At 57.3% G+C, this 12498-nt stretch carries 16 protein-coding genes; 13 read left to right on the plus strand and 3 right to left on the minus strand.

Annotated elements, in window-relative coordinates; translation table 11 throughout:
* Nucleotides 1-69 precede the first annotated feature (69 nt).
* The 7 genes from VF651_00695 to VF651_00725 all read left to right on the plus strand — a co-directional run bounded on the left by VF651_00695 (nucleotide 70) and on the right by VF651_00725 (nucleotide 6669).
* On the plus strand, nucleotides 70-1416 hold the full coding sequence (locus tag VF651_00695; GenBank protein ID HEX7964205.1) for an ImmA/IrrE family metallo-endopeptidase: 1347 nt from the start codon (nucleotides 70-72) through the stop codon (nucleotides 1414-1416).
* A gap of 33 nt (nucleotides 1417-1449) precedes the next feature.
* A complete protein-coding gene (locus VF651_00700; GenBank protein HEX7964206.1) occupies nucleotides 1450-3054 on the plus strand; it encodes an adenylosuccinate synthetase in 1605 nt (534 codons plus the stop codon).
* The gene (locus VF651_00705; protein HEX7964207.1) at nucleotides 3055-3717 is read left to right on the plus strand and encodes a hypothetical protein; all 663 of its coding nucleotides are present in this window, start codon (nucleotides 3055-3057) and stop codon (nucleotides 3715-3717) included. It abuts the gene before it with no gap.
* Nucleotides 3714-4706: a DUF3644 domain-containing protein gene (locus VF651_00710; GenBank protein ID HEX7964208.1), complete on the plus strand. Its 993-nt coding sequence runs from the start codon at nucleotides 3714-3716 to the stop codon at nucleotides 4704-4706. The genes VF651_00705 and VF651_00710 overlap by 4 nt, the downstream gene beginning before the upstream one ends.
* A 21-nt stretch (nucleotides 4707-4727) precedes the next feature.
* The gene (locus VF651_00715) at nucleotides 4728-5252 is read left to right on the plus strand and encodes a hypothetical protein (protein HEX7964209.1); all 525 of its coding nucleotides are present in this window, start codon (nucleotides 4728-4730) and stop codon (nucleotides 5250-5252) included.
* Nucleotides 5253-5462: 210 nt separating this feature from the next.
* Nucleotides 5463-6026 (plus strand): isoprenylcysteine carboxylmethyltransferase family protein, encoded by a 564-nt coding sequence (locus VF651_00720; protein ID HEX7964210.1) that lies wholly within the window; start codon nucleotides 5463-5465, stop codon nucleotides 6024-6026.
* Nucleotides 6027-6345: 319 nt separating this feature from the next.
* The gene (locus tag VF651_00725; GenBank protein HEX7964211.1) at nucleotides 6346-6669 is read left to right on the plus strand and encodes a hypothetical protein; all 324 of its coding nucleotides are present in this window, start codon (nucleotides 6346-6348) and stop codon (nucleotides 6667-6669) included.
* A gap of 114 nt (nucleotides 6670-6783) precedes the next feature.
* Here the strand turns inward: VF651_00725 and VF651_00730 are convergent, their stop codons facing one another.
* Complete coding sequence (locus tag VF651_00730) at nucleotides 6784-7377, minus strand: DUF1579 domain-containing protein (GenBank protein HEX7964212.1); 594 nt, start codon at nucleotides 7375-7377, stop codon at nucleotides 6784-6786.
* Nucleotides 7378-7444: 67 nt separating this feature from the next.
* On the minus strand, nucleotides 7445-7804 hold the full coding sequence (locus tag VF651_00735) for a winged helix-turn-helix transcriptional regulator (GenBank protein ID HEX7964213.1): 360 nt from the start codon (nucleotides 7802-7804) through the stop codon (nucleotides 7445-7447).
* A 97-nt stretch (nucleotides 7805-7901) separates the two neighbouring features.
* On the opposite strand from VF651_00735, the gene VF651_00740 reads away from it, so the two are divergent.
* From VF651_00740 to VF651_00750, 3 genes are all read left to right on the plus strand, one after another.
* Nucleotides 7902-8873 carry an NADPH:quinone reductase gene (locus tag VF651_00740; protein ID HEX7964214.1) on the plus strand — a complete coding sequence of 324 codons (972 nt, stop codon included), beginning with the start codon at nucleotides 7902-7904 and terminating at the stop codon, nucleotides 8871-8873.
* 57 nt (nucleotides 8874-8930) lie between these two features.
* Complete coding sequence (locus VF651_00745; GenBank protein HEX7964215.1) at nucleotides 8931-9557, plus strand: LysE family translocator; 627 nt, start codon at nucleotides 8931-8933, stop codon at nucleotides 9555-9557.
* A gap of 184 nt (nucleotides 9558-9741) precedes the next feature.
* Nucleotides 9742-10068 (plus strand): hypothetical protein, encoded by a 327-nt coding sequence (locus VF651_00750; protein ID HEX7964216.1) that lies wholly within the window; start codon nucleotides 9742-9744, stop codon nucleotides 10066-10068.
* Nucleotides 10069-10219: 151 nt separating this feature from the next.
* Here VF651_00750 and VF651_00755 read toward each other — a convergent pair whose 3' ends face one another.
* Nucleotides 10220-10534 carry a hypothetical protein gene (locus tag VF651_00755; protein ID HEX7964217.1) on the minus strand — a complete coding sequence of 105 codons (315 nt, stop codon included), beginning with the start codon at nucleotides 10532-10534 and terminating at the stop codon, nucleotides 10220-10222.
* A gap of 325 nt (nucleotides 10535-10859) precedes the next feature.
* On the opposite strand from VF651_00755, the gene VF651_00760 reads away from it, so the two are divergent.
* The 3 genes from VF651_00760 to VF651_00770 are packed head-to-tail and all read left to right on the plus strand — an operon-like array spanning nucleotide 10860 to nucleotide 12493.
* A complete protein-coding gene (locus VF651_00760) occupies nucleotides 10860-11492 on the plus strand; it encodes a TetR family transcriptional regulator C-terminal domain-containing protein (GenBank protein ID HEX7964218.1) in 633 nt (210 codons plus the stop codon).
* Nucleotides 11493-12110, plus strand: coding sequence for a glutathione S-transferase family protein (locus tag VF651_00765; protein HEX7964219.1), 618 nt, complete (start codon nucleotides 11493-11495; stop codon nucleotides 12108-12110).
* 38 nt (nucleotides 12111-12148) lie between these two features.
* Nucleotides 12149-12493 (plus strand): hypothetical protein, encoded by a 345-nt coding sequence (locus VF651_00770; GenBank protein HEX7964220.1) that lies wholly within the window; start codon nucleotides 12149-12151, stop codon nucleotides 12491-12493.
* Nucleotides 12494-12498 lie beyond the last annotated feature (5 nt).

Here is a 12498-nt window from a genome sequence, read left to right on the forward strand (position 1 = left end):
AAAATCCGTGACGAAAGCAAAGAGGCGGCAAACCCGCCTCTTTGCTTATTTAATTACGGAAATGCATTTATGACGGGAAATGGCAAGCTGTGGAAAAGCATTTCTGTCCGCAAACTTTCTAGCGGCAAAGATCCCATAGCGGTTATTGAACAAAAGGCGAGAGCCTTGGCTCTGAGCGCCATGGACAAAGGCTGGCGAGGACCGCCTTTTGATCCGTTTCAACTCGCTGATTACCTGGGCTTCTCGGTCATACCTACCGATTCTGTAAAAGATGCTCGCCTATTGATGAAGGATTCCACCGTAAGGATTGAATACAACCCCAATAGAAACGCCGCAAGAATTCGCTATAGCATCGCCCACGAAATTGCACATACGCTTTTCCCTGACTTTCAGGAGGCTGTGCGCAATAGATCAGACTCTGACGATGAAACAGTTGAGACGAAAGAACCTCCAACCGACTTGGAATTGGAGTTGCTGTGCAATCTAGCGGCGGCCGAACTTCTGATGCCGATAGGAGATATGCAGGATTTCTTGGACAAAGAAATTTCCATCAGAACAATATTGGATCTGAGGGAAAAATATAAAGTTTCAACAGAGGCGGTATTACTTCGTTACGTGAAGGCTACGAACAGCTCTTGCGCCGCATTTTCTGCCGCGCGCTCAACCTCTGACCCTGAGCTCTATAAGATTGATTATTTCATACCGTCAGTCTCATGGAATCACAAAGGGCTTTCTAAGAACACTGTGATTAGAAATAGCTCGGTTCTAGCCGAGTGCAAGGCAATCGGCTACACGGCGCACGGTGATGAATCATGGGCAGGCAGCGGCAGAAAGCAGCATATTGAAAGCGTCGCGATACCTCCGTATCCCGGCGATCAGTACCCACGAATAGTGGGATTAATACAATCCATCAAAGCCGATACAAACATCGAGCAAATTGACTACGTCATAGGAAATGCATTGGACCCCCGAGGAAAGGGCAAGAAGGTAATTACCCATATCGTTAATGACGGAGCCTTGGCATGGGGGGGCCGAGGGTTTGCCATGCAACTAAAAAAGAAATTCCCTGTTGCTTATGCTGAATACAGAGCCTTCACATCTTCAAACAGACAACTGCTCAAACTTGGAAATATTCACACCGGGCACGCATCCGCAGACGTCTTAATTGTGAGCATGATTGCGCAGAAAGGTTTCGGTGAAGGCGGCAGCAGGAGAGTCGTCTACGCTGCTTTGGCAGACTGTCTTCAAAAATTGGTCGATGTAGCGGGTATGAACTCGGCATCCGTCCACATGCCCAGAATAGGCACCGGACAGGCCGGCGGCGAATGGAATGTAATAGAACAGCTCATACATTCATCGTTAATCGCTTCTCATATTAGAACTCACGTCTATGATTTGACGGTTCAGGGGGTTTAATCAACTAAACCAGGGGTTTAATAGGGCAGGGATATGCTTAAGCAAATCATCCTTCTTTCAGGGCCTGTGTCGTCGGGGAAAAGTAATCTCGCAAAACGACTGCGTGATCGACATGGCCTCACTGTCGTCAGTACGCGTGAGCTCATAAGGCAGCTAGAGCCCAACGTAGAACCTGAGCGTAAAGCCATGCAGCGCGCAGGAGAGCGGCTTGATAGAAAGACTGAGGGTGGGTGGGTCGCCGAGGCAGTGGGGCGGCTGACAACGAATAACTCAGATATTGAATATTTGGTTGTTGATGCTGTTCGAATTAGAAATCAAATTGCGGGGCTTCGTAGAGCTTATGGATCTAAAGTCATTCACATTCATCTAACAGCCTCAGATGAAGTGCTCCGCGATAGATATTTAAAGAAACAAAGTCCAATACAAGAATTGCCAACATACGCTGATGTGCAAAAAAACGCGACAGAGCGAAATGTTAAGAAATTGGCAGAATTCGCTGACGTTGTTATAAACACTGACCGTTGTCTCCCCGAAGATATCTCCGTTCGCGCCGCAAGCCATATAGGAATATATGGCCGTACGTTCTACCAAAACGTTGATGTACTAGTCGGCGGCCAATATGGAAGTGAAGGTAAGGGTCAAGTCGTCGCGTTTCTATCAAAGGAATATGACTATCTAGTCAGAGTAGGTGGCCCTAATGCGGGGCACAAAGTCTGGGCATCAACAGGCTCTTACACATTCCACCATCTTCCTTCGGGGACTAGATCTTCTGACGCAAAGCTAATTATCGGAGCTGGAGCAGTACTGCGGCTTCCGGATTTACTCAAGGAAATAGCTGAGCATACCGTCAGACGAGACCGCTTGGTAATAGACCCAAATGCAATTCTAATAGAAGACGAAGACATAGTTATTGAAAAGGAGCTTGAGAAGTCAATTGGCTCGACTGCTCGTGGGGTGGGTGCAGCCACAGCGCGAAAAATCTTACGCACCATAGCAAAGCCAAAAGTGAGACTTGTTCGAAATGAGCCTGAGCTCGCCGCGTTTATGGGCGAGACTCGCGAAATATTGGAAAAAGCTCACTCCGAGGGAAAGAAGATATTGCTGGAAGGCACTCAAGGTACTGCCCTTAGCATTCATCATGGCATGTATCCTTATGTCACCTCTCGAGATACGACTGTAGCGGGGTGCTTAGCAGAGGCGGGAATTTCACCAGCCCGCGTACGAAAGATTGTGATGGTGTGTAGAACCTATCCAATAAGGGTGCAGAGCCCAGAGGATGGAACATCAGGGTATATGAGTCAGGAGATATCTTTGGAGGAGATTCATAAAAGATCTGGCATACCGCTCGAAGAGCTGCAAAGGATCGAAAAAACCTCTACCACTAACAAGAAACGGCGTATCGCGGAATTCGATTGGACGCTTATACGAATGGCGTCGTGTCTAAACTCTCCTACAGACATTGCTCTGACCTTTTCCGATTATTTCACCATTGAAAATCAGAAGGCTCGACGGTTTGAGCAGCTAAGCATAGAGACAATAAATTTTATTGAAGAATTAGAAAAGGTTGCATCAGCTCCCGTTTCTCTAATATCCACGCGGTTCCACTCGCGCTCAATCATTGATAGAAGGATGTGGTAAGTGCCGATATCGCAAGAAGAGTTTGTTGCAGCTTTTCCAAAGCTCTATCACATGGCTCACAAGGACAGTTGGCCATCGATACGCAAGCACGGCTTGCTCAGTACAACTGCTTTGCTTGATTTGTTTGGAATCGAGGGGGGGCCTAGAAAAGACATCGAGTCTAAACATCGCGCTGAATATATAAAAATCGAGAGCCCAAAATACGGCGTCGCGATGATACGAGACCAAAAACCCATGAGCGATTCTGGCCTGGCGCGGTGCCTTGAGGACGGTCTTACGCCAACGAAGTGGTACCACATCCTGAATGGCAGGGTATTTATGTGGACATCTATGGAACGACTAGAAACCTTGATGTCGGCAAGGTCCTACAAGAAAGACAAGCACCTTGTACTAGTGTTCGATTCAAAAAGGTTGATGGAGAAGCATTGGAAGTCGGTGACATTTTGCGCTATGAACAGCGGATGTACGACACCATTTGCTCACCCTCGCGGCAAGACCACGTTTATGCCTCCAGAAAAGTACCCTTACGCCGAGAATAGAAGGCGAAAGGGAAGAAGAGACGCAATCGTCGAAGTGGCGGTAGTGGGAGGCATGTCGGATATCGAGAACTGCCTAGTTGATCGACAAGTAATTTCATATGGTCAAATCAAGTCACTAAAGTGAGCGTGACCGTAACCAGTAAGGAACTTGTTGAAAAATCAGTGAGGGCTGCCGTTTCATCGATTGAGCTCTATAACAAGCCTGATTTCAACTATAGAGAGGAATCATTTGCCATCTTGATGTGCACAGCATGGGAACTGCTTCTTAAGGCGAAGAAACTAGCTGATAACAAAGAAGACTTTGAGTCAATTAGTGAAATTCGCAAGAGGCTCGACCCTGAATCTGGTCAGGAACTAGTACTTCGAAAGATGAATCGTAGCGGCAATCCTATGACGCTAGGTCTAGGATTTCTTGCCACAAAGGCACTTGAAGAAAAGTGGGATGGCTACACAAAGGAGTGTCTCGCTAATACCGAGTTGCTTATGGAATTAAGAGATAATTCTGTTCATCTTGTTAATAACGATTTGGCTTTGTCACAACAGGTTTTAGGGCTCGGATTGGCATCGCTCAAAAACTACATGTCCCTTGCCACGCGCTGGTTTGGCGTGGATTTCTCCAAATACAATTTCTATCTGATGCCAATGAGTTTCTATCACGGTTTTGAGGCGCTAGCAGCTGGGTCAATAACTCCAATTACGGAACAGTCAAAGAGATTTCTGGACTATTTGGCGTCAGTAAGCAAAGAGCCCACCGAAGGCTCAGATCATTACGTTTCACTTGCCATAGAGACAAAGATTATAAAAGGCAAGGGAGCTGATGGAGTTTCGGTGCGTTGGACGTCCGATCTCGCGGCACCCGCTATGAGCGTTAAAGAGGAGTCACTACTCGAGCGATACCCCTACGATACAGCGGATCTAGTTAAAAAGCTCAAAGAACGTTACTCAGACTTTAAGCAGGACAAAAATTTCCAGAAGTACAAGACCCCGTTGTTGGACGACGAGAAGTATTGCCGGAAAAGGCTATATAACCCTAAACGCCCAAAAAGTGGTTCTAAGAGTTTCTTCAGTTCAGAGGTCTTCAAGGTTTTCGATCAGTACTACACAAAAAAATGATATTCGTTAAAAGGAGTCTGGTTGGACGAGAAAGAGCAGAATCACGTATATCAGCGAATTGGCGAATTCGTAGTATCTTTTCAATGGATTGAAAACAAGCTGCGCGAAATCGGTTGGTTTATTCTAGATCCGGCTAGAAAAAATTGGCCACCCCAGTCTCTACGTAACCTTACTTCTGCGGATCTATACGAGCAGGTAGAGGGGTTATTTCTCGAAGCTTTGCCTAAATGCAAATTGTCCGCTGAGCTTGAGAAAGACTTCAGATCTAGGTTCCTTCAGTCCAGACATCAATTTGCTTCGCTTCGAAGAGCGAGAAATAAGATTCTCCACTCCGCTTTTATTGAGCTAAAAGCTGGCAGAGAAGTTCAAGGAATATTACGAATAGATCCGAAAGGCGAAAGGGATGCGGAAACGGGAGAAATTCTCTTCAGTGATGAAATGCTTTCGGACAAGTCCTTTGAACAAGAACTTAACGATATGGCTCATCTCGGGGTCTTCTATGGCCGTTGCTATATGCAGCTTATTGCACGATTGCCAGCTGAGTAACAGCTGTGTTGCGTAAAGCTAGTGTCTATTGCTCAATGAAGATAAAGGGGTCAGAGCCCTTTACTTTGAATTCACGGAATTCTGCTTGGGAGGAAGGCCCCAAAGGGTCATCCGTCGAATACCTGTCATCAGCAAACAATGACGTTTATCACTACCGCCGCTGGATCGCCGCCCGGATAATCGTCCCCGCCGATTGGATAGGGGATAGCGATGACATCTCTGCAACTGCGTGACGCCGCCTGCTTGGCGCTGTGGACCTGGCTCCTGGTGGACCTGCTTTGGATATTCACCAAGTACAGCCGCCGCGCCAAGAGCGCGGACCGCGGCTCGCTTTGGGGGCTGTTCGCGGTGCTTTGGATCGGCATCGCTGCCGCCATGATTCAGTCTTATAGAGCCGTCGGCGCGCTGGGGGTGCCCATGCAGCTCTTCGGCTTCGCGGTCATGGCTTTCGGCATCGGGTTCCGCTTCCTGGCGATCCATCAGCTGGGACGCCTGCACATGCCGGTGGTGGCGATCCAGGTAGACCACCCACTCATGGACCGGGGGCTCTATTCCCGGGTGCGCCATCCGAGCTATCTCGGCGCCATCCTGGCCCTGACGGGCTTCGGCTTCGCCCTCGGCAACGGGATCTCGGCCCTGATGGTGGTCGCGGCCGCGCTCATCTCTTATGGCTATCGCATGCACGTGGAGGAGATAGCCCTGGTGGAAGGCCTGGGCGAGCGCTACGCGGACTACCAGCGCCGCACCAAGCGCCTCATCCCCTGGATCTACTGATTGGGCTTCCCACCTTCTAAGCGCTGGCTTCAGGATAATAGGAGACAGACCACGGCGTCATGACTCATGTTGAGTACGAGTGCTTTTAGGTTAAACGGGCGCGCTTCATCCTTAAGGCGTACACTCCATCCCACGCAATGCAATCAGTCTCGTCCACCAGGACTCGGCTGAGCCCACGACTACCGTCCCTCCCGCCTTAAACCCGCGTCGGTGACGATCCCTCGCCCTGCAGTATCGCGAAGCAGCCGTCTGCCGATAGCACGCTATCGCCCCCGCCTGTGCCTCTCAAATCCATACCTTCCCTCAAGGATCATCGCCAATGAACAGCTCAAACTTCGATTCGAAGAACGCCCCCAAGCAGGATGCCGGCAACGCCCCGGCGACGGCGCAGTCGACCCAGCAACCGGTCAAGGCCAACGGTGCCGGCCCCGAAGGGCAGAACACCGGCGCCACGGGCAATGACAAGGGTGTCGAGAAGCAGGGCGCCCAGCCTCTGAAGACTGATGGCGCTGCCTCTGACAAGAGCGGCAAAGAAGCGGCCGGCAGTGACGATAACCAGGCCTCTGCTGGCACGTCGTCGGCGCCCACCGCTGGGAAAAAGGATGGCGTTGCACCGGGCCTTGCGGCTAAGTCCAACGACTGATTTTCCCTTGCATGGATGCATGTGCAAGGAAGCACCAGCCGGCGACCCTGTCGCCGGCTTTTTTTATAACAAGAAATGGGAAATAGCAGGGGGACAGCCGCCCCGGTGCCCGGCTCAATTGGCCTTGCAGTCGATCTTGCTGAAATCGGCGGTCCAGTTCGTCTCCCAGGTCTTGCCGCCATCGCTGGAGAAGGCCTGCTCCCAGTGCGCGGCGGTTGCGGTGATGCCGGACCAGATGAAGCGCGCCTTGATGGGCTTGTCGCGCAAGCTGGCATCGGAATAGAAGGTCCCCACGCTGCCCTTGAAGCGGCCCTTCAGCGGCGGGTCTACATTGTCGGAGGGAGAGCGGCCGTCATACCACCAGATGGACCAGATGCCGGTCTTGGGGTCATAAGTGCGTACCGATGCGCCGTAGTGGGTGCCTTTGGGCGTGCGCAGCTCGTTGTCGTCCATGTTCCCGTAGCCGCCCATGACGATCCACACCCGCTGCGTGCCCTCGTAGTCGAACCAGTCGTGGCTGTTCGCGAGCCGCTCTTTCAGCACGTGGTTGTGGATGTTCCAGCATCCGGCCCGCAGGTCGAAGGCGTGGAGGCCCGAGAGGTCATCACCCTGTTGGGCCGGCGGAAGATCCTGGGCAGCAGCACCGGGGGCTGACAGGCCCATGAAGGCGGTTGCCAGGCCGAACGTGAGCAGAGTGCGTAGAGACATGGGGTTCTCCTAAAAGGGGACACCAAACACCTCATCCACTGGATCTACTGACCGGGTTTACCGGCTTCTAAGCCGCCGTCTTCACGTCGCGCTTCGCCAGCACGGCCGTGCGCTTGGCCTTGCCCCAGTCGCGCATGGCGATGAGCACCGGGATGAGCGAGCGCCCGAACTCCGTCAGGCTGTATTCGACCTTGGGCGGCACTTCGGCGTAGACCGTGCGCTTCACCACGCCGTCCCGTTCCAGCTCCCGCAACTGCAGCGTCAGCATGCGCTGGGTCACGCGCGGCACCTTGCGGCGCAGCTCGCCGAAGCGCTGGGTGCCGTGCATGAGGTGGAAGAGCAGCACCGCCTTCCAGCGCCCGCCGATCACCTCGAGCGTGGTCGCCACTTCGCAGTAATACCAGTCGGGCCGCGGAGCACGCGCCATAGTATTCTCCTTGATACTACCCCACAAAAATGTGCGTACTTGTCCGGTACGCGTGCTAGGTATAGCCTGCGCGCCCTGTCCCTGACAAGAGATGCCTATGCGCGCCGCGTTCTACGAGACCCATGGCCCCGCGCGGGAAGTCCTCAAGGTCGGTGAAGCGCCGCTCCCCGAGCCCGCTCCCGGCGAGGTGCGCGTGCGCATCAAGGCCTCCGGCGTGAACCCCTCGGATGTGAAGTCGCGGCGGCGCGGCGTGAGCTATCCGCTCACCATCCCCCACAGCGACGGCGCGGGCGTCATCGACGCGGTGGGTCCCGGCGTGGGTCCGCATCGCGTCGGCGAACGCGTGTGGCTGTGGAACGGCCAGTGGCGCCGGCCCTTCGGCACCGCCGCGGAGTACATCGCCCTGCCCGCGAACCAGGCGGTGCCGCTGCCCGATGCGGTCTCCTTCGAGGCCGGGGCCTGTCTCGGCATCCCTTTCCTCACCGCCTGGCGCGCCGTGCATTGGCGGCCGCTGCCTGCGGGCGCGACGCTCTTGGTGGCCGGCGGCGCCGGCGCAGTGGGGCATTACGCCGTGCAGCTGGCGCAGCGGGCGGGCTACCGCGTCATCGCCAGCGTGAGTTCGGACGAGAAGGCGGCGGTGGCCAAGGCTGCCGGCGCCGAGGCTACCGTGAACTACCGGGAGCAGGATCTGGCGGAAGCGGCGCGCCGCTTCTCCGGCGGGGCGGGCGTGGACCGCATCATCGAGGTCAACCTCGCCGCCAACGCGGGACTCTACGGCAAGTACCTGCGCCGCGACGGCTCGGTGGTCGTGTACGGCTCGGACGACTGGGCCGATCCCCTGCCGCTCCATGCCTGGCTGCTCCACGGCGTCGAGCTCGCCATCTTCATCGTCTATGAGCTGTCGCCGGCGGTGCGCGCCCAGGCCATCGCGGGCGCGCAGGCCGCCCTCGCGGACCCGAAGTTCCAGCACCGCATCGCGGCGCGCTTCCCCCTGGAGCGCATCGCCGAGGCGCACGAGGCGGTCGAATCCGGCAAGCTCATCGGCAACGTGGTCGTGACCTTGGATTAGGGGAGCCCGGAGCTTAATATCGGTGCTCCGGCAGAAGGGAAACGGGCGGAGCACTCTATGCACGGCGATAAGCTCTTGTTGTTCTGCACCACGGTGATCCCACTCGCGTTCACGCCGGGTCCGGATGTCATCTACATACTCACCCGGGGCATCGCCCAGGGGCGCCGCGCGGCCTTGATATCCGTGCTGGGCGTCTGCTCCGGGTACCTAGTGCACACGGTCCTGTCGGTCTTCGGCCTGAGCGCGCTGATCTACGCCTCGGCCGGGCTCTTCGAGGTGGTGAAGTACGCGGGTTCCATCTATCTCATCTATCTCGGGATCGCGATGCTGCGGTCCAAGACCCCGACCGCGAGCCTGGGCGACCGGCGCCAGTTCAGCGTCCGCCGCATGTTCCTGACCGGCATGACCACCAGCCTGCTCAACCCGAAGGGTCTGCTGCTCTTCTTCGCGTTCTTCCCGTTGTTCGTGGACACCCAAGCCGGGGACGTGCCGCGGCAGCTGCTCGTGATCGGCATCCTGTTCACGCTCATCGTGGCGGCCGCCTGTTCCACGTACGGACTGCTCTCCGGATCCATCGGCAACAGCCTCTCGAGGAACCCGCTGGCCGGGAGGATCATGAAATGGCTCACCGGCACCGTCTTCGTCGGCCTGGGCCTGCGGATGGCCTTGGCTCGCAATAACTAGGCGCGCCTTTTCCCGTCAAACCGGCACGTCCCTCTATATAGGCGTACACTGCCTTCGCCCTTCGTCTTGCCACGCCGGTCTGCTGCAGCGTGTGCCTCACCCAGAGGACCGCCGCCATGGCCCCCATCCCTTTCGCGTCCAGGCTTTCAGCTCATGACGTCGGCGCCATCCGGAAGCCGCGGTGATGCAGTTCAGCTCCCGCAAATCCGCCGGAACGGTGACCCCCAGCCTGGAGCGCAGCCTCCACGTGGACCTGCAGTTCACGCAGACGGGGCGCTATCTCATCGCCGCTGGCAGTGACCGGCAGCCGGGCCATGATTCCTACAGTCCGGTGCTCTACATCAGCCTGGTCGGCGACAAGGACTGGGCCACGCACTACCCGCTGGATGGCAGGTTCGCCAAGAGCGAAGACGCCGCGGCAGCCGCTCTCCATTACGGCATCCAGCTCATCACCCGCAAGGTGAGGAACGTGCCGCTGCCCGGCGACCCGGTTCCCGTTGCTTCCGCTTGAACATGCGCGGCCGCGCCGGCCGCCGATGAGTGCTCGTCCGCGCTGGTAAGACGGCTGCGGACTGATGCCGGGAAGGCCCCACCGCAAGGTGGGGCTTTTTTATGCGCGGTCCGGACCGGCTGGCCCGGAGGAGGGGCTTCGCGGCGCCGGCTCAGTCCTTGGCCGGGGGCTTCGGCGCCATCTGCTCGCGCACGATGCGCTTGGCGTACTCGTGGCCCCCGGTGCGCGCCTGGGCCAGGGTGTCGAAGCCGCGCGTGAACTTGGGGTTCTTCCTCGCGCCATCATCGCCGATGCCCTTGGTGATCTCGGTGATGCGGATGTTGGTCACGATGAATTGCGGCTTGGGCGCGCGGCGGCTCTTGGCCGGTTCCTGTTTCTGGAACGCCGGCGGCGGCGGCGCCATGATGTCGAACTGGATGCGGTAGGTCCGGACTCCGTTCACGAACTCGAACGTTTCTGTGGACATCGCTTGGCTCCGGTGCGCCATCGACTACCGTACTTTTGCCCTGCCTTAAGGCAGGGGAAAGGCAGGGGCTTGGATCGACAGGATATTGCGGGGAGGGGGTAGTTGGCCAGCATACGCTTTATATAGGTCCCAGCCCGTCAGCGGCGGTGTATATCCCCGGGCCTGCGCTGCCAAGGGGCATGAGACCCAAGATAGGGAGCAGAGATGCTTCGCTTTCCGGCGTTCACCGCCGGCTGCGCCGCTTGCAAGCAGGCTGCGCTTTGCCCCTGCACGGCCGGTTGAGAGGCTGGACAAACTACATACCGAATGGTATGTTGAAGATCACATGCCCGGACAGGCCAGACGCCCCCCCAAGACCCGCGACCTGGAGCGCACCCGGGCCGAGATCCTCGCGGCCGCGTTCCCGCTGGTGCTCCGCCATGGCTTCCAGGGCGTGAGCATCGACGACATCGTCGAGGAGACCCGCCACACCAAGGGCGCGCTCTTCCACCAGTTCCCCACCAAGCTGGAGCTCGGCTATGCGCTGGTGGACGAGGTGGTCCGGCCGCTGATCATCGAGCGCTGGATCAGGCCGCTGGAGGCTTTCGAGAACCCCCTGGAAGGCATCCTGAGCCAGATGGAAGAGCTGATCGGCAGGTCGCCGCCGGAGCTCCTGAAGCTCGGCTGCCCTCTCAACAACCTGGTGCAGGAGATGGCGCCCCTGGACGCCGGTTTCAGGAAGCGGCTGCAGTCCGCGCTGGAGCTGTGGGTGACCGAGACGGAGCGGCACCTGGCGCGGGCCAGGGCCGCGGGCTTCCTGAAGAAGTCCGTGGATACCCGGGAGGCGGCGCACTTCATCGTCATGGCCCATGAGGGCTTCTACGGGATGATCAAGGGCCTGGGGCATCCGCACGCTTTCGAAGCGCTGGTCAATTCCCTGGGCATCTACTTCCAGGCCATCTCGACCCAGGAGCTCTAGATGCGGCTCTATTACTCCCACAATCTCAATCCCCGCGTGGCGGTGGCTGTGGCCCGCCACCTGGGGTCGCCGCTCGAGTTCCGGCGCGCGCGGCCGTTCCATCCCGCCGAGATCGATTCCTTCCGCAAGCTAAACCCCAACGCCCGCGTGCCGGTGCTGGTGGAAGAGGGGCATGCGCTGTGGGAGACGGATGCGATCGCCTGCCGGCTCTCGCAGCTCGCGGGTTCGGAATTCTGGCGCAGCGGTGCCGAGCTGCCGGAGATGATCAAGTGGATCAGCTGGGGCACTCATCACCTCACCCGCGCCGCCGATCCCATGTATTTCGAGCGCGTGGTGCGCCCCCGGATCACCAAGGACTACCGGCCCAAGGACCCGGCCGAGTTCGAGGAGCCGCTCGGGGATTTCCGGCAGCATGCCGCGATCCTGGATGCCGGACTCAAGGGCCGGGAATGGCTGCTGGACAGCGGCCTCTCCTACGCGGATTTTCGCGTAGCCACCTCGCTGCCCTTCGCGGATGCCGCCGGCTTGCCGCTACGGGAATTCCCGGAAGTCATGCGCTGGCACGATCAGTTGCTGGAGCTTCCGGCCTGGCGGGCGCCGTTCGAGGGATTAGAGTGACCTGATATGACAAGGAGATCACGCACATGAAGCAGTACATGGCTGTCTATACCGGTACACCCGGCGCGTTCGAGAAGTGGCAGCAGAAGTTCCCGGATCCGGAGGCGCGCAAGGCGCAGGAGAAGAAGGGCATGGAAGCCTGGACCCAGTGGGCCAAGACCCATGAGAAAGACATCGTCGAGGGCGGCGGCCCGCTCGGCAAGACCAAGTCGGTCTCCGAAACGGGCATCCAGGACATCCGCAACAACCTCGCCGCTTACACGGTCGTGCAGGCGGAATCCCACGAGGCCGCGGCCAAGATGTTCCTGGACCACCCGCACTTCACCGTGTTCCCCGGGGAATCGGTGGAGATCATGGAGATCCTGCCCATACCGGCCCGCTGAACGGG

It is taken from the genome of Gammaproteobacteria bacterium, from assembly GCA_036383255.1.
In the GTDB taxonomy this organism is placed as follows: Bacteria; Pseudomonadota; Gammaproteobacteria; order Natronospirales; family REEB76; genus DASUBN01.

Bases quoted from the DNA above. Each gene is read 5' to 3' on its own strand.
- VF651_00695 (HEX7964205.1), top strand. From the start codon at position 70: ATGACGGGAAATGGCAAGCTGTGGAAAAGCATTTCTGTCCGCAAACTT.
- VF651_00700 (HEX7964206.1), top strand. From the start codon at position 1,450: ATGCTTAAGCAAATCATCCTTCTTTCAGGGCCTGTGTCGTCGGGGAAA.
- VF651_00720 (HEX7964210.1), top strand. From the start codon at position 5,463: ATGACATCTCTGCAACTGCGTGACGCCGCCTGCTTGGCGCTGTGGACC.
- VF651_00725 (HEX7964211.1), top strand. From the start codon at position 6,346: ATGAACAGCTCAAACTTCGATTCGAAGAACGCCCCCAAGCAGGATGCC.
- VF651_00730 (HEX7964212.1), bottom strand. From the start codon at position 7,377: ATGTCTCTACGCACTCTGCTCACGTTCGGCCTGGCAACCGCCTTCATG.
- VF651_00735 (HEX7964213.1), bottom strand. From the start codon at position 7,804: ATGGCGCGTGCTCCGCGGCCCGACTGGTATTACTGCGAAGTGGCGACC.
- VF651_00740 (HEX7964214.1), top strand. From the start codon at position 7,902: ATGCGCGCCGCGTTCTACGAGACCCATGGCCCCGCGCGGGAAGTCCTC.
- VF651_00745 (HEX7964215.1), top strand. From the start codon at position 8,931: ATGCACGGCGATAAGCTCTTGTTGTTCTGCACCACGGTGATCCCACTC.
- VF651_00750 (HEX7964216.1), top strand. From the start codon at position 9,742: ATGCAGTTCAGCTCCCGCAAATCCGCCGGAACGGTGACCCCCAGCCTG.
- VF651_00755 (HEX7964217.1), bottom strand. From the start codon at position 10,534: ATGTCCACAGAAACGTTCGAGTTCGTGAACGGAGTCCGGACCTACCGC.
- VF651_00760 (HEX7964218.1), top strand. From the start codon at position 10,860: ATGCCCGGACAGGCCAGACGCCCCCCCAAGACCCGCGACCTGGAGCGC.
- VF651_00765 (HEX7964219.1), top strand. From the start codon at position 11,493: ATGCGGCTCTATTACTCCCACAATCTCAATCCCCGCGTGGCGGTGGCT.
- VF651_00770 (HEX7964220.1), top strand. From the start codon at position 12,149: ATGGCTGTCTATACCGGTACACCCGGCGCGTTCGAGAAGTGGCAGCAG.